Source organism: Cytobacillus sp. Bac17, assembly GCF_024519925.1.
Taxonomy (GTDB): Bacteria; Bacillota; Bacilli; order Bacillales; family Cytobacillaceae; genus Cytobacillus; species Cytobacillus pseudoceanisediminis.
Genome location: NZ_JALJRC010000001.1, coordinates 498,393 through 518,402 on the forward strand (window position 1 = coordinate 498,393; position 20,010 = coordinate 518,402).

A 20,010-nucleotide genomic window follows, 5' to 3' on the forward strand; every position below is an offset into this window, starting at 1 on the left:
GAAACTCTCTCCTTACAAGAAAAGCGCAAGCGCCTTGCTCACCCCCGACACCTCGAGGGGCTAGGCGCTGGAGCTAGACAGTTATCGCAGTTCAAAGATCAATACTTTCTTATTTTACAAAAGGCGGAAACGCCTTGGCAGCCATTCAACAGCTTCCTAAGACCAGCTATTTCTAATAAATATTTATCTGGTTAAATTTTGTTTTTGGTTCTGTACACATAAGCTAAAATCTCTGCAACAGCTTTAAAAAATTCTTCAGGGATGGCCTGGCCAATTTCCGCCTGGCTGTATAGAGCCCTTGCAAGCGGCCTGTTTTCAACAGCAATCACATCATGTTCCTTTGCGATTAATTTAATCTTTTGGGCAACAAAGTCAACACCTTTTGCCACTACGATGGGGGCATCACTCTTGGTTTCATCATAGCTCAGAGCTATCGCGAAATGAGTTGGATTGGTGATGACCACATCCGCTTTAGGAACTTCCTGCATCATCCTTCTCATCGCCATTTCCCTCTGCCTCTGCTTAATCTTGGATTTTATTAATGGATCCCCTTCAATATTTTTGTACTCATCTTTAATATCCTGTTTTGACATTCGGATGTTCTTTTCAAAATCATATTTTTGATATAGATAATCCAGGACGGATAAAAACAGGAGTGCCGCTGAAGCAATTAAACCCATTTGAACGGTCAGGCTGGCAAGTGTGGCCATCGCTGTTCCAACCGATTTTTGAGAAAGAATTAATATTTCATCTATCCTTAACCATAAAACAGCAAACGCAGCGACACCTACGAAAGCAATTTTGAGCATCGACTTCAGCAGCTCCACAATCGCTCTCATGGAAAAAATCCGCTTGAATCCTTTTATTGGATCCATTTTCTCCAATTTAGGCTGTATAGCTTCTGTTGAAAAAAGAGTGCCCACCTGCATAAAGTTTGCAGTAATCCCCGCCAGCATAGCAACCAGCATAATTGGACCTAAAAAAAGAACCAATTCTTTTAAGACATCGAGAAAGATTACCTGTATATTCGCCTCTGTCAGCGGCATCAACATATAATCATTAAATGAGTGCGTAAAAATATATAAGATGATATTCTTCAAATACGATCCCGCAAACAGCAGAAACAGAAACACTGCAAGAAGGACGATGGCTGTATTAACATCCTGGCTTTTTGCTACTTGTCCTTTTTTTCTGGAATCCTGCCTCTTTTTCGGTGTGGCTTTTTCTGTTTTTTCTCCGGAAAAAAGCTGAAGATCTAAAGAGAGCAATAACTTCATTCTATGACCCCCCCATAAGTTCCATGAGCCCTCTCATTGTCTGCAGCATCGTTTCAAACGCAAGGGAAACAGCATACATTAATACGCTCATAACAATGATTAGAACAATAAAACTAACGCCAATTTTCAAAGGAAGGCCGACGACAAAGACATTTAGCTGCGGAACTGTCCTGGCAACAATCCCTAATGCGACATCTACAAGAAATAGACTGCCGACAACAGGAATGGACATCTGAAAGGCAATAACGAACATTGTATTCAGGGCTTTTATGACATATTCAGCCATATCCTCATCTCCAAAAGAAATCCATGCCTGATCCAGAGGAATAAAATCGTAGCTGTAGAACACTCCATCAAGCATTAAATGATGCCCATTGACAGTTAATAGAAAAAAGAGCGCTATCGTATACAAATACTGTCCCATTAATGGACTTTGTGCGCCTGTTTGAGGATCAATCACATTTGCAATGGCAAAACCCATCTGGAAATCAATGAATCCCCCCGCAATTTGAATCGCAGAAAGAATCAAATACGCTATAAATCCGACCATCAGCCCTACTAATGCTTCTTTAATTATTAAAAGAGAATATGTGCCGTCAATTTCTAGCATTGGCACATCCATTCCCAGGAACATTATCCATGCCAGAAAGAAGCCAAGGCCAATTTTATGTGCGGCCGGGATGGATCTGTATGAAAAAAGGGGCATCATTAAAAAGAAAGATGTCACCCTTACAAAAATAAGTAAAAAGGCAGGAAAAGAAGGCAGAAAATCTAACATGTCATCAGCCAACAAACCTGGTCAAATTAGAAAATATTTCATTTGCATAAGAGAGCATATGACTAAGCATCCATGGCCCAAAGAAAACAACACCTACAAGGACCGCTACAATCTTAGGAATAAATGCCAGAGTTTGTTCCTGAATTTGTGTTGTTGCCTGAAAGATACTGACAACCAAGCCTACTACTAGAGCCAGAATTAGCAAGGGACCGCAAATCATAAGTACGGTGATAATCCCTCTTTCTGCAATGGATATAACTGTTTCTGGAGTCATTCTGAATGTTCACCTGCTTAAAAGCTTTGTAAAAGGGATTTAACTACTAAATACCAGCCGTCTACAAGTACAAATAATAATATTTTAAACGGCAAAGAAATCATAACCGGAGGAAGCATCATCATCCCCATGGACATTAATACACTGGCTACAACCATGTCGATAACGAGAAATGGAATAAAAATCATAAAGCCAATTTGGAAAGCTGTTTTGATCTCACTTATGGCAAATGCCGGAACAAGACTTGTAAGCGGAATATCTTCAATGGAAGATGGCGCTTCCGCTCCGGAATATTGAAGAAATAAAGCCAAATCTTTCTGTCTTGTGTGGGCACTCATAAACTCTTTAAAAGGGATTGAAGCTTTTTCATAAGCTTCTTCCAGATTAATTTCTTCATTAAATAAAGGTGTTAAAGCCTGTTCGTTCACTTCTTGCATCGTCGGTGCCATTATAAAAAATGTCAGGAACAAGGACAAGCCGATTAAAACTTGATTCGGCGGCATTTGCTGAGTAGCCAGCGCCGTTCTGACAAAGGAAAGAACGATGATAATCCTTGTGAAGCACGTCATTAAAATTAGAATACTGGGCGCGAGAGAAAGTACCGTCAGCAATAAAAAAAGCTTCACAGATGTAGATACATTTTCAGGAGAACTGCTATTAAAAAACTCCATGAATTCATTCATCTTTCTTCTGGCCCTTTCTTTCTAACTCATCAAACAGTTTCTTTCTGCCCTTTTTGATATCGTCCAGCTGCATCCCGAGCAGCGAGCTGAAGTTTGGGCTGCTTTGCTTGCTTCCTTCTGTTTGCTGTGTTCTTTTCATCACCTTTGTCACAATATCGCTTGGACGGATAAGCTGTTCCAGTTTGTCATTATGCTCTTTGATGATTTGACTGTATTCTTCCGAATCGTCTATTTCTTTTAACAGCTGAATATTTTCTCCTACCCCTACTACAAAAATGCGATTCCCCACTTTTATCAGCTGAACTGATCTGTTCGCACCCAAAGCTGTACCCCCGAGGTTTTCAACTAACTGCGACCTGTTATATACCTTACTTTTTTTGTTAATGAACTTTAGAAGAGCGTACAAAAGTCCGATAGTAAAGCCTGTTGCTAAAATCATCTTTATAAAGTCCCAAAAAGTAAGACCAATTTTGCCGCTTTTATCCTGCTGAGTCTGCCCTTCGTCTATCTTTGAATCTTTTGATTCCTTAGTTTCCTGCTTCTCGCATTCCTTAGGATTTTCCATACATTCTTTAACACTATTATTCAATTGCTCTGCCTGGGCCAGCGGCTGCACGCCCAGCAGAACAATTGAAAACAACAGCAGCAAAGAAATCACTTTCTTTACATTCAACACCATTTTGCACCCTCTAAAAAGAATAATCACTAGCCCAAAGTTTTGCCGATTGCCTCAAGCACTCTATCAGCCTGGAAAGGTTTTACGATAAAATCCTTGGCGCCAGCCTGAATGGCATCTATGACCATTGCCTGCTGGCCCATAGCAGAACACATAATGACTTTTGCACTCGGGTTTAATTTTTTGATTTCTTTTAGAGCTGTAATTCCATCCATTTCCGGCATGGTAATATCCATTGTGACAAGATCAGGCTGAGTTTCCTTATATTTTTCAACTGCTTGTGCACCGTCAGCAGCTTCACCCACTATCTCATAGCCATTCTTGGATAAAATATCTTTTATCATCATTCGCATAAAAGCTGCATCATCAACTATTAAAATTTTATGTGCCATTTTAATAACCCCCGCTTATCATCTTAGTTTTTTTATTCGGTCGCTCTGGCTGATAATATCTGTAACCCTCACACCAAAGTTTTCATCAATGACAACCACTTCACCCTGGGCGATTAATCGATTATTCACCAGAATGTCAACAGGTTCACCTGCCAGTTTATCCAGTTCAATAATCGATCCTGAAGACAGTTCAAGAATTTCCTTAACGGAACGTTTGGTCCTTCCAAGTTCGACCGTTACCTGAAGCGGTATATCCAAAAGCATATCTAAATTCTTTGTTTCATGATCCTGCATGTGGTATGGTTCAAAGCTCGAAAAGGCTGCCGGCTGCACATTCGGCTGTACTCCATTTGCATAAGAGCCTCCGAAATGCTGTGGACCGGATTGCTGAGCCTGGTTTTGAGCCGGTATATAGTTTTGAGGGCTTGATGCCTGATTCATAACCGGCTGTGAATATGCCGGCTGCTCTCCGGAAAAACCTGTTTGAGTGTAAGACTTGTCTAATCCGCCTGTTTGTACTTCAGGTTTCTTATCAAACGGAAGCTGGCTTTCCTGATAATCGGGCTGTCCTTGCGCTGCTTGATTCTCTCCTGAAACAGCGCTATCTGCCGGAAGATCCTGACCCGGATTCAATAATTCATTTACTAGGCTTTTGCCAAATTCCAGAGGAAGCAGCTGCATAATATTCGAGTCGATCAGACTTCCTATTTTTAGTCGGAATGAAATCCTTATAAGCATGTCATCAGCAGGAACCCGATCAGCCCCTTCTCCCTGCGGCAAATCAAGTATATCAATTGCCGGCGGTGAAATATCAACCTTTTTTCCAAAGATGGTTGACATCGAAGTTGCTGCAGAACCCATCATCTGGTTCATTGCCTCCTGAACCGCGCTTAACTGAATTTCACCCATTAGTTCAGCCGGGTTGGTTCCATCTCCCCCAAGCATCAAGTCAGCAATGATGGCTGCATCCGATTGCTGAATTACAAGCAGGTTGCTTCCGAAGAAACCTTCCGTATAATTCACTTGAATTGCTACATAAGGATGCGGGAATTCCTCAGCTAATTTCTGACGCAAAACAACTGAAACAGCTGGAGTTGTGATATCAACTTTCTGATTCAATAATGTAGACAATGCTGTTGCAGAGCTCCCAAATGAGATATTGCCGATTTCCCCTAACGCATCCTGCTCCATATGGGACAGATAATCTTCAGTTTGAAAAAATGCCTCATTATAACTTTCTGTTTCATCGCTGTCGTCAGCTGCTCCCCTTAATAGAGCATCAATTTCATCTTGCGAAAGCATATCATCACTCATCATCCTCATCTCCCCCTTTCACAGTGTCTAAAATTTGCACGGCCATTTTTTTATTCATTTTCCCAGGCTGTCCGATGAATTTAGGAATATTACCGACTTTTATTATGAGCGCCTGGTCAATTCCCTGATTTAACTCAATGACATCACCAATATCAAGAGATAAGAAATCCTGAATGGCTATGTCAGAACTGCCGAGTTCACATATGACTGGAACTTCCGCCTTATGAATATTTCGTTCTAGCCGGGCAATGACCTCCGGCTCCCTTTCCTTTTTGTCCGTCTGCATCCAATAATGTACAGACAGCTTTGGAATAATGGGCTCGAGAACGACGTGAGGTATACATATATTAATCATGCCGCTTGTTTCCCCGATAGTCGTGTTTAATGAAATAACGACGACTGTTTCATTTGGAGAGACCATTTGCAGAAATTGCGGATTCACCTCAAAATCAGCCAAAAGCGGATCAATATCCGCGATTGTGCTCCAGGCTTCCCTTAGGTTTTCAAATGCCCTTTCAAATGTAGCAGACATGATTTTTGTTTCAATTTCTGTTAAATTGTCAACCTTATTTATGCTTGTCCCCCTGCCGCCCATCAGTCTGTCCATCATGGCATAGGCGACATTTGGATTCACTTCCATAAGAATTCTTCCATCCAGAGGCGGCACTTCAATTACATTAAGTATTGTCATTTTCGGGATGGACCGGATAAATTCCTCATATGGTATCTGATCCGCAGAAGCAACCGATATCTGCACATAGGTCCTCAGCTGGGCAGAAAAAAAGGTGGTTAAGAGCCTGGCAAAATTCTCATGTATTCTTGTTAAGCTGCGAATCTGATCTTTAGAGAATCTTAATGCTCTCTTAAAATCATAAACTTTTACTTTTTTCTCTGTTTGTTCTTTTTTCAGCTCATCTGCATCCATTTCTCCTGTAGAGAGAGCGGAAAGCAGTGCATCAATCTCGCTTTGCGATAAAACCTCACCTGACATGAATCCTCACCTCCATCTATTGCAGTTAGTTATTTGGTTATCACTGGAGGAGAGATTCAGTAATGTACACCTGAACGATCTTTCCTTCTTGCATTAAACCGTTAATTTTGGTTTTCAAATCTTCCTGCAGCTTGATTTGGCCTTCTTTCCCCTGTATATCCTCTGCTTTCATTTCAGACAATTCCTGAATGATGAGGTTTTTCACCTGAAAATCTCTTTTCTGCAATTCCTCTTTAGCTTTTTTGTTTTCAGTCTGGATTTTAAAGGAAATCCTTATATAATCATCACTCGCTAAATTGGCTGTAATTTGCGGGATATCAACAGAGGCTTCCAGTACATCATCAATGGTCGGCTCTTTTGTTTCATCCTCACCCGAAAATTTCATCACAATCACCAGAGCAATAGCTCCTACAAGTGTGATCGCTACAAGCATCATCAACATTATCATTAACAGCTTATTGTTCTTCATTTTCATTTCCCTCCGCCAGCTGCTGCCCCAGAAGATTAACAGATTGATAGAATCCTAGTATCGATTGCATGACTTGATCTTCAGATTCCTTTACAACATACTTCTTTCCATTTGTGAGCGTTATCGTCGTATCTGGAAAAGATTCCACTGTTTCTATGTACAAAGCATTTAATATAAAAGTTTTGCCGTTCAGACGAGATACTTTAATCAATGTTTATTCTCAGGGCTAAAGATTCTTTGCCTTCAGCCCTGACCCTCCTTTAGATTATCGTTTTAAATTAACAAGCTCCTGCAGAATTTCATCTGATGTTGTAATAATGCGAGTATTTGCCTGGAACCCGCGCTGAGCTGTAATCATTTCAGTGAATTCTTCTGAAAGGTCTACGTTGGACATTTCCAGGGTTCCGGAAACGAGTATTCCTGCACCGTCTTCTCCTGGGGTTAATGGGACTGCATCACCTGAGTTTACAGTGTCCTTATATAGATTGTCTCCAATTTTTTCAAGACCGCCATTATTATTAAAGCGTGCTATTCCAATTGGTCCGGCAGCCTGCAATGTATCGTTACCATCTATTAAGAAGTTTATAGTTCCGTCATTCGATATACTTAAGCTTTTAATTACGGTAGCATCCCCTCCATTTAATTGGATAGCTGCCCCATCAGCTCCTTTTATTTTATCTCCTGATGCCGTAACAAGGTTTGCATCATCATCAAGATACAAATTTCCAGCGCGGGTATAATAGGTGTTATTCCCTCGCTGAACCATCAAGTAGCCATCACCTTGAATCCCTATATCCAATACACGGCCAGTGGTTTGCAGGCTCCCCTGTGTATCAATTGTATCTATAGATGATAATTGCGAACCAAGACCTACCTGCTTAGGATTGATACCGCCCGAATTTTCTCCGCTTCCTGTTGCACCTGAAATAGTCTGACTCACCATATCTTTAAAATTCACGCGACCTTTTTTATATCCAAATGTATTAACATTCGCAATATTATTCCCAATAACATCCAGCTTCGTCTGAAAGTTTTTCATCCCGCTTATACCTGAATACATTGAACGTAGCATTAATTTTTGCTCCTCTCTTTAATGCTGCTTCTGTCAGTCGGCAGCATAGGCTTCCTTAAAAGGTCCAGCCCTTATTTTTATTGATCCAGAATTATGGTTCCGTCAATATTAGTGAATATTTGTGTTCGAGTTTCCTTACGATCCATCGCAGTAATTACTGTATTATTCTTAGCACTGACTACAAGTGCTGCGTTATCGAGCAATACCAAGGATTCTTTAACACCCATTGCCTTGGCTTCCTTTACCTTTTCTTCAATTTGCTTCCACCGCTCTGCACTTATATGTATACCTCTCTGTTCAAGTCTCTGCTTTGCATGTTTGCTGACAATTAAATCGCCCTCAGTCTGCAAGGCTGTTTGGAGGTGGTCAGAGAATTTATTATGTGATTGCTTAGAAGTTTGAACAGCATTCCCCTTTGGTGTTATTACCGGCTGGGTGTGGATCGGACGAAAAATAAGTTTATCCACCCACTCACTTCCTTTTATTCATTTAGTTGAGAAATATTTGCAGGTTCAAGCTTTGTTCCATCATCCAAAATAAATACTGCTGTATTATTCTTATACTGGATAGAAACTACTCTTCCAGTTCCCTCTTCAATAATTGGCTCCTCGTTTGGTTCACTTGATTCAGTCAATTTATGCCAGGTGACATTTTTGCCTAAAAAGTTATTGTAAGTCATTAGCTGGTTCTGTTCCTGAAAAGCCACTAACTTCTCCATCGTCTTATTCATATTAGTCATCTGCTCCAATGATGAAAAGGTTGCCATCTGTGCAATAAAGTCCTTGTCCTGCATAGGGTTCATTGGATCCTGGTTTTGCAGCTGTGTCATTAGAATTTTTAGAAAATCATCTTTGCCTAATATATCTGATCCCGTTTTTCGGGTTTGGCTTTGGTAGTTTGATAGCATTAGGGAAGAATCTATTGTGTTTGCCAATTACTATCACTCCTATGCTTCTGTATTAAGAAGTGCTTCTTCAAAAGAGCTGTTAAATTCGCTCTCAGGCTGCAGATCATTCTCATCCTTGTTCTGCTGCTGCCTCTGTTCCTGCTGCTGGGGGTCCCTGTTAAAGGAGCGATCCTGCTGCGTCATTTGCTGAGAGATTTCAATTCTCTCAATCTGAATGTTTTGTGAACTGAAGGCCTGCTTTAGACCATTAATATGTGAATCAAGAATTTCTTTGGCGGAGCCAGTTGATGTAAGTATCCTGGCAATCATTGCAGAGTCCTTTTGAATAAGCTCTATGCGCAGCGCTCCAAGATGTTCAGGATTCAGCTTGATAAATAACTTTTGTGTTCCTCCCGTTTTGAGAAAGCTGCTCTTGGATAATATGTTTTCAAATTGCTGCATAAGCTGATCTGGACTTACTGTCCTTCCCTGCGGATTCAGCAGAGCCATCTGTTCCGGTTTTGAAAATGATTGGACCTGAACGAATCCCTGCAAAGCAGTTTCCGGTCTGTTAATGATTTTATAGGCTCCCTTACCCAAATTTTCATTAGCAGAGCTATTTTGTTGTTTTGCAGTGTTTAATTCGTTTGCAAGCGGGGTAAAAACCTTTTGTATCATACTGCCTTTATCAACAGAAGTACTGTTTATTAACCCATCAATTTTTACTTGGACATGATTTAGAAATTCCTTCAGATTGATTTTGCTGCTGAAAAAATCCTTCTTTGCAGATAGAATATCAAACAATTTCAAAGCTTTTAATGCTCCGCTAAAATCTTTTCCCTGCAGGATCATGCCTTCTTTCTGATCAAAATTTGAGATTGCTGAAATTAATAATTGGATTTTGCTGACACCATCTAAATCTTCTACAGAATATACATCTTCAAGCTTTACACCCGGCAGAACCTGGTCCATAAAACCCTCCAGCATCTGCACCAATTCTTCCTGTGAAAGATTTAGCTGCTCTGAAATGACCACTATAATGTCAGATTCTGTTTGCAGGGAAATCTTCTCCAAAAGCCCACTTCCGTTTTCTAATTCGGTGATCTCACTCACTTTAAGAAACTCCATTAATTCTTTTAACTGTTCGATCTTCTCCTCATCAGCTGCTGCAGGTAAGCTTTCTGCTTGCGGTTTGGCAGTTCCGGTTAAAGAAAAGAAAAGACTCCCAAAACCAGTGCTGCTCATATCTTGAAGAGATCTTTTATCTTCCGATGAATATTGTGCCTGAATAAATCCTAATCCTCCGATTTGCACTTAAATTCACCTCCTCTCAAGACTTTTTGTTAATTATTCGAACCGCTTTTTTCTTTGGCAGCGGTCAGGAGTGCTGTATACCGTGCTGCATCCTCCGGGTTCATCTTCTCCATAATGGCAGCCAGCGTGTCAGAATTAACATTTGATAATATTTTTACAGCTTCTTCATCCTTCATCTCTGTTAAAATGGGTGCTGCTTTTTTAGCGGAAATATTTTCATAGGTCTTTACGATATCTTTAAATGCTCGCTTGTTTTCTTCCTTTATTGCCGTAAGCTCGTTGATTTCTTCTTCCAGCCTCTGCTTTTCGAGCCCTGCTCTTTCTAATTCCAGGTCTTTGCTGTCAAGCTGGCTTTCCAGTTGAGATATCCTTGCTTCTCGATCCTTAACTTCTGCCTGCAGTCCGATGAGCTCCTCCTCCATCACTTCCTGTGAATGGGATTTCTTGTCATCAAAAACGGAAGCTAAAAATGGCACCTTTTGGCTATATTCTCTGGCTGTTTCAAAAATATTGTTTCCTGATAATGTAAAAACCAGCAGGGCTACAGTTATTCCGAAAAGGATCGGAATCAAGAAAACGAATATAAACCATTGAAACCTGCTTGTTTTGGGTGTCTCTTGTTCTTCTGGCATTCTTTCCATTTAACCACCTAATTTCCTCGATTCATATACAGCTGAATCGAGATATCATCCATTTGCCTTCCTTCTGCTTGTTTCATGCTTTCCAAAAAGCCAGTTAAATCTTTTTCCTGCATTTTTTCATATTTCTTTACTTCAATATTCTTTTCCATTAGTTTTTCCTGCTGGAAATTCATTTGGGTTCGCGCATTGGCGACCATTTTTTGATAATGGTCAATGGTTTTTTCAAGGCTGCTCACAAAATGCTGGTGATGCCTGATTTCCTGAACCGGAAGACCTTCAGCCAGTCTTGATTGCTGATATTCCTCCAGATCCTCTTTCTTTTTCAGAAGATCGTACAGTTTCCTGGCAGTTTCTTCAAATCGTTTGACAGCCTGATTGTATACATCAAACGCCTGATCTTTTTCTCTTTCTTTTATCTTCAAGATTTTATTGAACTTAAATTGATACTGCAATTTTTATTCCCCTTTTCCAGCTAATCCTTTTAATTGGCCAATGCTTTCCAAGATAGAAATTTTTTCATTCGTTTCTTGTTTCAAGAAAGAGATAATCGAAGGATATAATCGAATGGCTTCGTCTATTTCCATCGATGATCCGCGCTTGTAGGCTCCAATATTAATCAAATCCTCTGCATTTATATATGTGCTAAGCAGTTCCCTTACTTTTTCTGCTGATTTAATATGGGAGGCATCTGCAATATGGTTCATAACCCGGCTTACACTTTTCAGGACATTAATAGCCGGATATTGCCCTTTGTTCGCTAACGCCCGATCCAGAACAAAGTGTCCATCCAGGATTCCCCTGACTGTATCAGCGATTGGTTCATTCATGTCGTCACCGTCGACCAATACGGTATAAAATGCAGTTATAGAGCCATATTCATTTGTTCCTGTTCTTTCAAGCAGCTTAGGAAGAACAGCGAAAACCGAAGGTGTATATCCTTTTGTTGTTGGCGGTTCACCGACTGCGAGGCCGACTTCACGCTGCGCCATAGCCACCCTGGTTACTGAATCCATCATTAACATGACATTTAAGCCTTTGTCCCTGAAATACTCAGCAATTGCTGTGGCAGTGTATGCACCTTTAATTCTCATGAGTGCCGGCTGGTCTGACGTAGCTGCCACCACGATGGACCTTTTTAATCCTTCCGGGCCGAGATCCCTCTCAATAAACTCCCTAACCTCTCTGCCCCTCTCACCAATAAGTGCTATCACATTTAAATCTGCATTAGTATTGCGGGCTATCATTCCAAGAAGTGTACTTTTTCCGACACCGCTTCCGGCAAATATCCCGACCCGCTGCCCGTTTCCAACTGTAAGCATGCTATCGATCATCCTTACTCCTACTTCAATAGGTTCAGAGATTGGCGGTCTTTTCAAAGGATTAGGAGGCGTTTGTTCGGTTAGTACTGGCGTTAAACCCTTTGGCAAATTTCCCCCATCAAGAGGCTGTCCCAGTGAGTCTATTGCCTTTCCTATAAGAGCAGGACCAATTTTCACCTCAAGAGGTCTCGAGGTTGTCTCGACAAGAGAGCCTGGTGAAATATCCTGTACGTCTGTATAAGGCATAAGAATCACATTCTCATTCTTGAAACCGACTACTTCAGCCTGGATCCTTCTTGTCCGTCCTTTGCCAATATGAATAATGCATACATCCCCTATTGAACTTTCCGGACCTTGAGACTCAATCATCAAACCGACTACTCTTTTTACTCTGCCAAAACGCTTAAAGCTATCAATTTTATCCACCTCGTGGATCAGCTGTTCAAGTTTCAATTGAGTTCACTCTCCAGCATCTCAAAGAGTTTTCTTTTTATTTCTTCTAACTGGCTGTCAACACTGGCCTCAATTCGTCCATTTGCTGATTCAATAATGCAGCTTGTGTTGCTTAGTTCCTCATTTGGATATATATATAAATCTGTCTCTTTTGGAAATACCCTGGTTAGTTCATCCTTATGGGATAGAATCATATCATAATGCATAGGGTGTACATGGAGCTGAATCTCAGTGTATTCTCTCGCTTCCTTTATTGCTCTTTTTACAATGGAAAGGAATTTGTCACTATTTTGTTCAAGAACTTCTCCAAGAATTCTTTCTGCAACCTTTAACCCCAAATTTAGAATGGTCTGTTCTGATGATTCGATATGCTGCTGATAATCATGTTTGGCTGAGTTTACAACTTCTCTTGCCATATGAATCAGTTCGCTGTATTCCCGGAGACCGCTTTGTCTGCCTTCATCAGCTCCAGCAGCAAATCCCTCAGAGCGGGCTTCCTCAAGAACCTTTTGTTTTTCCTTTTCTAGCGCTCCTAGCTGCTCCTCAATTTGCCGTGTCATATTTTCTGAATCTACTCTCGCAGTATTCACAATCCTTTCAGCTTCCTCACGGGCACTTTTCAGCATGGCCTGAAGTTCTTCGTCAGTTCTAACCGCGTTTTGCTCCATTGCATCAGCAATTTGATTTGAATTGCTTTGCAGAAGTCTAATAGAAATGACTTTCTTTTCTTCTTTCGGCACTGCGGAAGAATATGATTTAATAAGCCTAGACAATAATATCATCCCCTCCGCCGCGAGCGACGATGATCTCTCCTGATTCTTCTAGTCTTCGGATAATGCCGACTATTCTTGATTGAGCTTCCTCAACATCTCTTAATCTTACAGGACCCATATATTCCATCTCGTCCTTAAAGGTTTCAACCATTCTGGATGACATATTTTTAAAGACGATTTCCTTAACTTCATCACTGGACACCTTCAATGAAAGCATGAGGTCCTCACTTTCACAGTCGCGGATAACACGCTGGATGGCGCGGCTATCAAGCGTTACGATGTCCTCAAATACAAACATTCTCTTCTTAATTTCCTCAGCAAGCTCTGGATCCTGAATCTCCAGTGCATCCAGAATAGTCCTTTCTGTCGCCCGGTCAACCCCATTAAGAACATCGACAACTGATTCAATTCCGCCAGTCTGAGTATAATCCTGTGTTACAGTAGAAGACAGCTTTCTCTCGAGAATCTGTTCAACTTCATTGATAATTTCCGGAGATGTACTATCCATAACGGCAATCCTTCTTGCAATATCCGCCTGCATTTCCTGCGGCAGCTCTGACAGGATTTGCCCGGCCTGCGCTGGATCCAGATAGGACAAGATCAATGAGATTGTTTGCGGATGTTCATTTTGTATGAAATTCAAAATTTGTGCCGGATCTGCCTTTCTGGCAAAATCGAATGGCCTTACCTGAAGGGAAGACGTCAATCTGTTAATAATGGCTGAAGCCTGCTCGGTGCCAAGTGCTTTCTCGAGAACTGTTTTCGCATAACCAATACCGCCCTGAGTGATATAGTCCTGTGCCAGTGCAATTTGATGGAATTCTTCAAGTATTTCTTCTTTAGCAAACGAATCAACTTTTCTGACCCCGGAGATTTCCAGTGTAAGCTTCTCAATTTCATCCTCGCTTAAATGTTTATAAACAGAGGATGCAACATCAGGACCAAGTGAAATAAGAAGAATTGCCGCTTTTTGTTTACCTGTTAGTTCTCTTTGCTCTTTTTTTGGCATTTTTCATCCTCCTTAGTCTTCTGCGATCCAAGTGCGAAGCAGTTTTGCAAAGTCTTCAGGCTTTTCCTTCGCCATTTTTTCCAGCTGCTTGCGTCTCACTGTACTTTCTGTTTCATGCTCTTCATTTACATCCGGAAGATTGAATGTCTCTGCAGTTTGTACTTCCATCTCTTCTTCTTGCTTCTGCCTCTTTCTCGCTTTAACAAAAAGGAAGATTAATAGAACAATGATTAAAAGCAGTACTCCTCCGATTGCATAAATCCACCAAGGAATGCTGGTGCTTGTCTCATTTGTGAACTCAACTTTACCATTGAAAGGCTGTACTGAGACGACAATCTTATCCTGAATTGCCTCATCTGTTAATTCTGCATCAGCTGCAGCATCCTTATTAATGGTTGTACGAACAACAGTCCCAAGTATCTGGGTAATATCATTAATTCTTTCCTGCGGAAGTGATGCAGGATCATCTGCCGTCGGCGGCTCCACCATTACCTGAATGCCTAGGTCTCTGACTTTATACGGGCTTTCGACAATTTCCCTGCGGATTTTATTTACTTCATTATTAATAGTCTCTTCTATCCGTTCATAATCACCGCTTGAATCCCCGGTCGCTACATATGAATCTGTCCCAGCTGGTTCATCGTTTCCTCCCAGCGCCGGAGTTCCTCCTGCCCCTTCGCCATTGCCGGTAAAAGTCTCCGTAATCTTTTGAGCACTGATAGCTATACCTTCCATATTTTCTTCATCAACAGGCGTAACCAGGTTTTCTTCCCTGTTTTCCTGTGTGAAGTCAATATCAGCGGTTACAGATACAACAACCTTATCCTGCCCCATTAAAGTGCCCAGCATATTTTGCACCTGGCGCTGTACATCGCGTTCTATTTCTTTTTTAATTTCGTGCTGTGCTGCAAAAGTGCTTTCTGATGAAGAATTTTGTTTATTTTTTAAGTCAAAATACTCAAAAAACTGATTGGTAATGACGATATTATCAGTGGGAAGATTTGGTATACTTTTCGCAGCCAGGTGATAAAGCGCCTGGATTTGCGATTCTTCAAATTGATAGCCTGGCTTGGTGTTAAGAACAATAGAGGCAGATGCTTCCTCCGAAGAATCATTTACAAAGATGCCTTTCTCCGGAAGGTTAATCATTACCTTGGCATCGTTTACTCCATCGATCCCTTTCATCAAATTCGCAAGCTCAGTCTGCATTGCTTCAAGCTTTAGAACATTAAATTCGTTTTCAGTCATACCGATGCCGGCATTCTGGCTGAAAAATGAGTAATCAATGCTTCCGGATTTCGGAATTCCTTCAGCTGCCAGTTCTACCTTCAGAGAATCCACTGCCTCTTCAGGTACTTTGATCGTTGTTCCCCCATCTGCAATTTCAGATACAACGCCCCTGGTATCGAGACTTTCTTTGATCGTCCCAGTCTCCGAGGGAGTTAAATTGCTATAAAGAGGAACTAGAGTAGTCCTAGTACTTAGGAATGCGGCAGCCGCAATCAGCAATATACATATCGCAGCGGCACCAATCATAACCGTCTTTTGTTTTTTTGTCCTGCTGCTCCAGTATTCTTTCACTTTACCTATATATCTCTGTAGTGTCTCATTCATTACAATCCTCCGGTTATTCTGTCTAAGCTAATAACCGCCATAACTAGTTTTTAGCTTTAATCATTTTCATTCATGAAAAAATTGAAAAAATCTCACCATAAGTGGATCCTTTCAATTTTTTTAATTTTTATTCCAAGGGAACAGCTGTAAAATTAAACTTGCATTCTCATCGCTTCCTGATAAGCTTCAATTACTTTATTTCTGATTTCCAGTGCAGCCTGCATTGTAATGCTCGCTTTCTGTGATGTAATCATCACCTGGTGAAGATCGACATTTTCTCCCTTTGCTAGCTTTTCAGTCATAACATCTGACTGAATCTGTGCATTATTAATTTTTTCAATTGATTGCTTTAAAACGGACGAAAAACTTTGCTGAGCATCGAATGCTGTATATGTATGAGTCTTTTGATTTTCAGCAGGCTTTAAAGCATTCACTGGCATAAAAGTTACATTATTCATTTAACGTTCTCCTTATTTGCCGATTTCCAAGGCTTTCATCATCATGCCTTTAGAGGCATTAAAAACAGTTACATTGGCTTCATAAGATCTTGTCGCACTAATTAGATCCGTCATTTCTCTTAAAGGGTCCACATTTGGCATTTCAACATATCCATCCTCATTAGCATCGGCATGGGTGGGATCATAAACCATTTTAGTTGGCGTCTCCCGATCTTCTACAATTCTTGATACCTTTACACCGTTTCCTGCAGAGCTTTCGCCTCTTCGGCTCATTGCCATATTTAAAAAAGATGAAAATTGTCCTTCTTTCGGTTCCAATACTACTGATTTCCTTCTGTAGGGTCCATCTCCATTCACACTTCTGGTAGAGTCCGCATTGGCCATATTAGAAGAAATTACATCCATGCGGAGCCTTTGGGCAGTAAGTGCCGATGCTGTGTTATTCATACTATGAAACATAGACATTACTATTTTCCTCCCCGCAATACATTCTGCAGACTAGAAAACTTGCCGCTAACCCGTTCAATCACTGCATTATAGTAAATCTGATTTGTAGCTAATTCCGCCATTTCCTTATCTACATCTACACTATTGCCATTATGATTGTAAGAAGCATTGCGTTTTGTAATTACACCTTGCGCTGAGGATAATCCATTCTTAAAATCGTAATGCCTGATGTCACTTTTGTTTGCTTCCATTGATCCTTCTAGAGCGCTCTGAAAAGCCTCTTTAAAGCTTGCATCTTTTGCTTTATAGTTTGGAGTGTCTGCATTTGCAATATTTTGAGATATTACCTTTTGCTTCAGCGAAGAGTAATCCAATGCTTTTTCTAAAGTTGATATAGTGCCTGAAAACAGTTTCAATCATAACACCTCATATAAAAACAATTTTTATCATGGTAATTATTGTAGAAATTTGGTGATAATGGACAAATTATGTCATCATAAACATTATTGTAATGAATATGAAATAATATGTCTATGAACATAAGGTTAATTTTAATGATTCTTTTGTCCTATTTTCCGCAAATCCTTTAAATATGCTGAAAGTTATATTGATTTATTTCTATTAATTACCAATGGCACATGATTCTTTCTCCCAACTGAAATTTACCTACATCCTCTTCGTGGTTCTTTTGAACTATCTATTATAAACATGGCAAATGCTTATAATGTAAAATAAGTCTAAAATCCTTATAAAAAATGATAAAAATGCATAAATTTACCAACAGCTTATGTAATCTATTTGTAATAAAAAAACCCGTCATTTAAGGACGGGTTTTAGAGGACTATATTAGTTAGATTTAAGTTTTTCTAATTCAACCAGAAACTTATCGTTTAGAACTTTGATATAAGTACCTTTCATACCTAAAGAGCGGGATTCAATAACCCCTGCACTTTCCAGTTTTCTTAGAGCATTTACGATTACTGAACGCGTAATGCCTACACGATCAGCAATTTTTGATGCTACAAGAAGCCCTTCGTTGCCATTAAGCTCTTCAAAGATATGCTCGATCGCTTCCAGCTCACTGTATGAAAGTGAACTGATTGCCATTTGTACAACAGCCTTGCTGCGTGCTTCTTCTTCAATTTCTTCAGCTTTTTCACGAAGGATTTCCATACCAACTACAGTAGCACCATATTCAGCAAGAATTAAATCATCATCATGGAACTGTTCCTGTAATCTGGCAAGAATTAATGTACCCAGACGCTCACCGCCGCCGATGATTGGAACAATAGTAGTCAAACCGCTTGCGAAAAGATCCTTGTTTTCAACCGGGAATGCAGTATATTCGCTTTCTACACCCAGATTTGATGAAGTTTCCTGGATGTTAAATAAATTTTTAGTATATTCTTCAGGGAATTGACGATCTGCAAGCATTTGCTTCATACGCTCATTTTCAATTTGCTGGTTTACAGCAAATCCAAGCAGTTTGCCTCTTCGGCTCACTACGAAGATATTTGCTTCGATTACATCACTTAGTGTTTCTGACATTTCTTTGAAGTTAACCGGTTTTCCGGCCGCTCTTTGGAGCATTGCATTAATTTTTCTTGTTTTTGTTAATAAATCCATTGTATTTCCTCCTATTTGCTACAACCATAAACATATATTTTGTTAAGATTAAATAACTTATTACTTCTTGAAGATTCGTAAAAAATTTAAGATTCATTCCTCGTGTACCCTATGACATGGTTCTTTAAACAATGGGTCATAGAATAAACTGGCTTAAATCCTTATTGCGGGAAATGGCTCCCAGTTTCTCCTCAACATACTGAGGGGTAATTGTGATTTTTTCCATTGTGACATCCGGTGCTTCAAATGATAGATCCTCAAGCAGTTTTTCCATGATCGTATGAAGACGCCTAGCACCAATATTATCTGTATTTTGGTTAACTTCGAAAGCAAATTGAGCAATCCTACGAATAGCATCGTCAGAAAATTCAATTTGTATACCTTCAGTTACCAATAATGCTTCATATTGTTTTATTAATGCATTATCGGGCTCAACGAGTATTTTGTAGAAATCTTCAACGGTTAGTTTCGTGAGCTCCACACGGATCGGAAAACGTCCCTGTAATTCAGGAATCAGGTCGGAAGGCTTAGCCATATGGAATGCCCCGGCAGCAATAAACAATACATGGTCTGTCTTTACAGAACCGTATTTGGTTACTACTGTTGAACCTTCTACCACCGGCAAAATGTCTCTTTGAACCCCTTCCCTTGAAACATCAGCTGAAGAACCTCCGCTGTTTTTGCTAGCTATTTTATCGATTTCATCAATGAAAATAATTCCTGACTGTTCAGCGCGGAATACAGCCTCCTGGCCGACTTCGTCCATATCAATCAGCTTTTGGGCTTCTTCATTTGTTAAGATCTTTCTTGCTTCCCGTACAGTCAGTTTCCTTTTCTTCCTTTTTTTCGGCATAAGGCTGCTGAGAGCATCCTGCATATTCATGCCCATTTGCTCCATACCAGAGCCCTGCAGCATATCAAACATGGAAGGCTGCTGCTCCTCTACTTCAACGGTAATAACTTCATTTTCCAATTCGCCAAGAGCAAGCTTCTCTTTTACAATCTTGCGTTTTTCCTGGAGGTTTAAATCTTCTGTCTGATACGTATCCTGCTGCTGATCATTACCTCCACCAAATAGCATTTCGAGAGGATTTTTATAGTTAGCTGCCTTTTTGGCACCCGGTACAAGCAGTTCAAGTATGCGGCGGTTGGCACTTTCTTCTGCTCTTTCCTTTACACTGGCCATCTTCTCTTCTTTAACCAAACGGACGGATGTTTCTACAAGGTCCCTGACCATGGATTCAACATCCCTGCCCACATATCCGACCTCGGTGAATTTGGTTGCCTCCACTTTAACAAATGGTGCACCGACCAATTTAGCCATTCTGCGCGCAATTTCAGTCTTTCCTACACCAGTCGGGCCAATCATCAGTATATTTTTAGGATTTACTTCATCCCGTAATTTTTCTTCAAGCAAGCTGCGGCGATAGCGATTTCTAAGTGCAACAGCGACTGCTTTTTTTGCATCTTTTTGACCGATGATAAATTGATCCAAACGCTCAACAATTTGGCGGGGAGTTAAATTTGTTCCTTTACCCATGCAA

25 protein-coding genes are annotated in these 20,010 nt (G+C 40.4%); all 25 read right to left on the reverse strand.

What is annotated here, in order from left to right; genetic code table 11:
• Positions 1 to 191: 191 nt before the first annotated feature.
• A complete protein-coding gene (gene flhB / locus NR125_RS02470; protein WP_009330742.1) occupies positions 192 to 1,277 on the reverse strand; it encodes a flagellar biosynthesis protein FlhB in 1,086 nt (361 codons plus the stop codon).
• Between the two features lies 1 nt (position 1,278).
• Positions 1,279 to 2,055, reverse strand: a complete 777-nt coding sequence (gene fliR / locus NR125_RS02475) for a flagellar biosynthetic protein FliR (RefSeq protein ID WP_009330743.1) — start codon at positions 2,053 to 2,055, stop codon at positions 1,279 to 1,281.
• Positions 2,056 to 2,059: 4 nt separating this feature from the next.
• The gene (gene fliQ / locus NR125_RS02480; protein ID WP_009330744.1) at positions 2,060 to 2,329 is read right to left on the reverse strand and encodes a flagellar biosynthesis protein FliQ; all 270 of its coding nucleotides are present in this window, start codon (positions 2,327 to 2,329) and stop codon (positions 2,060 to 2,062) included.
• Positions 2,330 to 2,346: 17 nt separating this feature from the next.
• The gene (gene fliP, locus NR125_RS02485) at positions 2,347 to 3,012 is read right to left on the reverse strand and encodes a flagellar type III secretion system pore protein FliP (protein WP_009330745.1); all 666 of its coding nucleotides are present in this window, start codon (positions 3,010 to 3,012) and stop codon (positions 2,347 to 2,349) included.
• The gene (locus NR125_RS02490) at positions 3,005 to 3,691 is read right to left on the reverse strand and encodes a flagellar biosynthetic protein FliO (protein ID WP_071156612.1); all 687 of its coding nucleotides are present in this window, start codon (positions 3,689 to 3,691) and stop codon (positions 3,005 to 3,007) included. Before NR125_RS02490 ends, fliP begins: the two co-directional genes overlap by 8 nt.
• 26 nt (positions 3,692 to 3,717) lie before the next feature.
• Entirely contained in the window at positions 3,718 to 4,080 is a 363-nt protein-coding gene (locus NR125_RS02495) for a response regulator (protein ID WP_009330747.1), read from the reverse strand.
• Between the two features lie 18 nt (positions 4,081 to 4,098).
• Positions 4,099 to 5,397, reverse strand: a complete 1,299-nt coding sequence (fliY, locus tag NR125_RS02500; RefSeq protein ID WP_009330748.1) for a flagellar motor switch phosphatase FliY — start codon at positions 5,395 to 5,397, stop codon at positions 4,099 to 4,101.
• Complete coding sequence (gene fliM, locus NR125_RS02505) at positions 5,387 to 6,385, reverse strand: flagellar motor switch protein FliM (protein WP_009330749.1); 999 nt, start codon at positions 6,383 to 6,385, stop codon at positions 5,387 to 5,389. Before fliM ends, fliY begins: the two co-directional genes overlap by 11 nt.
• Before the next feature lie 40 nt (positions 6,386 to 6,425).
• Entirely contained in the window at positions 6,426 to 6,854 is a 429-nt protein-coding gene (gene fliL, locus NR125_RS02510) for a flagellar basal body-associated protein FliL (protein WP_019381766.1), read from the reverse strand.
• Positions 6,841 to 7,065 carry a flagellar FlbD family protein gene (locus NR125_RS02515; RefSeq protein WP_009330751.1) on the reverse strand — a complete coding sequence of 75 codons (225 nt, stop codon included), beginning with the start codon at positions 7,063 to 7,065 and terminating at the stop codon, positions 6,841 to 6,843. The genes fliL and NR125_RS02515 overlap by 14 nt, the downstream gene beginning before the upstream one ends.
• Before the next feature lie 54 nt (positions 7,066 to 7,119).
• Positions 7,120 to 7,926, reverse strand: coding sequence for a flagellar basal body rod protein FlgG (gene flgG / locus NR125_RS02520; protein ID WP_009330752.1), 807 nt, complete (start codon positions 7,924 to 7,926; stop codon positions 7,120 to 7,122).
• Between the two features lie 77 nt (positions 7,927 to 8,003).
• Positions 8,004 to 8,393 (reverse strand): TIGR02530 family flagellar biosynthesis protein, encoded by a 390-nt coding sequence (locus NR125_RS02525; protein ID WP_071156616.1) that lies wholly within the window; start codon positions 8,391 to 8,393, stop codon positions 8,004 to 8,006.
• A 14-nt stretch (positions 8,394 to 8,407) separates the two neighbouring features.
• Positions 8,408 to 8,860 (reverse strand): flagellar hook assembly protein FlgD, encoded by a 453-nt coding sequence (gene flgD / locus NR125_RS02530; RefSeq protein WP_009330754.1) that lies wholly within the window; start codon positions 8,858 to 8,860, stop codon positions 8,408 to 8,410.
• A 12-nt stretch (positions 8,861 to 8,872) separates the two neighbouring features.
• On the reverse strand, positions 8,873 to 10,126 hold the full coding sequence (locus NR125_RS02535) for a flagellar hook-length control protein FliK (RefSeq protein WP_009330755.1): 1,254 nt from the start codon (positions 10,124 to 10,126) through the stop codon (positions 8,873 to 8,875).
• Positions 10,127 to 10,155: 29 nt separating this feature from the next.
• On the reverse strand, positions 10,156 to 10,767 hold the full coding sequence (locus NR125_RS02540; RefSeq protein ID WP_009330756.1) for a MotE family protein: 612 nt from the start codon (positions 10,765 to 10,767) through the stop codon (positions 10,156 to 10,158).
• Between the two features lie 8 nt (positions 10,768 to 10,775).
• Positions 10,776 to 11,219 (reverse strand): flagellar export protein FliJ, encoded by a 444-nt coding sequence (gene fliJ / locus NR125_RS02545; RefSeq protein WP_009330757.1) that lies wholly within the window; start codon positions 11,217 to 11,219, stop codon positions 10,776 to 10,778.
• Positions 11,220 to 11,222: 3 nt separating this feature from the next.
• The gene (fliI, locus tag NR125_RS02550; RefSeq protein ID WP_009330758.1) at positions 11,223 to 12,539 is read right to left on the reverse strand and encodes a flagellar protein export ATPase FliI; all 1,317 of its coding nucleotides are present in this window, start codon (positions 12,537 to 12,539) and stop codon (positions 11,223 to 11,225) included.
• Positions 12,536 to 13,321 (reverse strand): flagellar assembly protein FliH, encoded by a 786-nt coding sequence (gene fliH, locus NR125_RS02555; RefSeq protein WP_009330759.1) that lies wholly within the window; start codon positions 13,319 to 13,321, stop codon positions 12,536 to 12,538. Before fliH ends, fliI begins: the two co-directional genes overlap by 4 nt.
• On the reverse strand, positions 13,305 to 14,321 hold the full coding sequence (fliG, locus tag NR125_RS02560) for a flagellar motor switch protein FliG (protein WP_009330760.1): 1,017 nt from the start codon (positions 14,319 to 14,321) through the stop codon (positions 13,305 to 13,307). Before fliG ends, fliH begins: the two co-directional genes overlap by 17 nt.
• A gap of 12 nt (positions 14,322 to 14,333) precedes the next feature.
• Positions 14,334 to 15,935, reverse strand: a complete 1,602-nt coding sequence (gene fliF, locus NR125_RS02565) for a flagellar basal-body MS-ring/collar protein FliF (RefSeq protein ID WP_071156618.1) — start codon at positions 15,933 to 15,935, stop codon at positions 14,334 to 14,336.
• Between the two features lie 152 nt (positions 15,936 to 16,087).
• The gene (gene fliE / locus NR125_RS02570) at positions 16,088 to 16,393 is read right to left on the reverse strand and encodes a flagellar hook-basal body complex protein FliE (RefSeq protein WP_009330762.1); all 306 of its coding nucleotides are present in this window, start codon (positions 16,391 to 16,393) and stop codon (positions 16,088 to 16,090) included.
• Positions 16,394 to 16,405: 12 nt separating this feature from the next.
• Positions 16,406 to 16,858 carry a flagellar basal body rod protein FlgC gene (flgC, locus tag NR125_RS02575; RefSeq protein ID WP_009330763.1) on the reverse strand — a complete coding sequence of 151 codons (453 nt, stop codon included), beginning with the start codon at positions 16,856 to 16,858 and terminating at the stop codon, positions 16,406 to 16,408.
• A 2-nt stretch (positions 16,859 to 16,860) separates the two neighbouring features.
• Positions 16,861 to 17,256 carry a flagellar basal body rod protein FlgB gene (gene flgB / locus NR125_RS02580; RefSeq protein WP_009330764.1) on the reverse strand — a complete coding sequence of 132 codons (396 nt, stop codon included), beginning with the start codon at positions 17,254 to 17,256 and terminating at the stop codon, positions 16,861 to 16,863.
• 430 nt (positions 17,257 to 17,686) lie between these two features.
• Positions 17,687 to 18,466, reverse strand: coding sequence for a GTP-sensing pleiotropic transcriptional regulator CodY (codY, locus tag NR125_RS02585; RefSeq protein WP_009330765.1), 780 nt, complete (start codon positions 18,464 to 18,466; stop codon positions 17,687 to 17,689).
• Positions 18,467 to 18,602: 136 nt separating this feature from the next.
• Positions 18,603 to 20,006, reverse strand: coding sequence for an ATP-dependent protease ATPase subunit HslU (gene hslU / locus NR125_RS02590; protein ID WP_009330766.1), 1,404 nt, complete (start codon positions 20,004 to 20,006; stop codon positions 18,603 to 18,605).
• Positions 20,007 to 20,010: the final 4 nt, after the last annotated feature.

Excerpts from the sequence above, each read along its gene's own strand:
- fliF (WP_071156618.1), bottom strand. The coding sequence starts at position 15,935 with ATGAATGAGACACTACAGAGATATATAGGTAAAGTGAAAGAATACTGG.
- NR125_RS02495 (WP_009330747.1), bottom strand. The coding sequence starts at position 4,080 with ATGGCACATAAAATTTTAATAGTTGATGATGCAGCTTTTATGCGAATG.
- NR125_RS02540 (WP_009330756.1), bottom strand. The coding sequence starts at position 10,767 with ATGGAAAGAATGCCAGAAGAACAAGAGACACCCAAAACAAGCAGGTTT.
- flgC (WP_009330763.1), bottom strand. The coding sequence starts at position 16,858 with ATGTCTATGTTTCATAGTATGAATAACACAGCATCGGCACTTACTGCC.
- fliH (WP_009330759.1), bottom strand. The coding sequence starts at position 13,321 with ATGATATTATTGTCTAGGCTTATTAAATCATATTCTTCCGCAGTGCCG.
- fliL (WP_019381766.1), bottom strand. The coding sequence starts at position 6,854 with ATGAAGAACAATAAGCTGTTAATGATAATGTTGATGATGCTTGTAGCG.
- fliQ (WP_009330744.1), bottom strand. The coding sequence starts at position 2,329 with ATGACTCCAGAAACAGTTATATCCATTGCAGAAAGAGGGATTATCACC.
- fliY (WP_009330748.1), bottom strand. The coding sequence starts at position 5,397 with ATGATGAGTGATGATATGCTTTCGCAAGATGAAATTGATGCTCTATTA.
- fliR (WP_009330743.1), bottom strand. The coding sequence starts at position 2,055 with ATGTTAGATTTTCTGCCTTCTTTTCCTGCCTTTTTACTTATTTTTGTA.
- hslU (WP_009330766.1), bottom strand. The coding sequence starts at position 20,006 with ATGGGTAAAGGAACAAATTTAACTCCCCGCCAAATTGTTGAGCGTTTG.
- NR125_RS02490 (WP_071156612.1), bottom strand. The coding sequence starts at position 3,691 with ATGGTGTTGAATGTAAAGAAAGTGATTTCTTTGCTGCTGTTGTTTTCA.
- fliP (WP_009330745.1), bottom strand. The coding sequence starts at position 3,012 with ATGAATGAATTCATGGAGTTTTTTAATAGCAGTTCTCCTGAAAATGTA.
- flhB (WP_009330742.1), bottom strand. The coding sequence starts at position 1,277 with ATGAAGTTATTGCTCTCTTTAGATCTTCAGCTTTTTTCCGGAGAAAAA.
- flgG (WP_009330752.1), bottom strand. The coding sequence starts at position 7,926 with ATGCTACGTTCAATGTATTCAGGTATAAGCGGGATGAAAAACTTTCAG.
- fliE (WP_009330762.1), bottom strand. The coding sequence starts at position 16,393 with ATGAATAATGTAACTTTTATGCCAGTGAATGCTTTAAAGCCTGCTGAA.
- fliM (WP_009330749.1), bottom strand. The coding sequence starts at position 6,385 with ATGTCAGGTGAGGTTTTATCGCAAAGCGAGATTGATGCACTGCTTTCC.
- fliG (WP_009330760.1), bottom strand. The coding sequence starts at position 14,321 with ATGCCAAAAAAAGAGCAAAGAGAACTAACAGGTAAACAAAAAGCGGCA.
- codY (WP_009330765.1), bottom strand. The coding sequence starts at position 18,466 with ATGGATTTATTAACAAAAACAAGAAAAATTAATGCAATGCTCCAAAGA.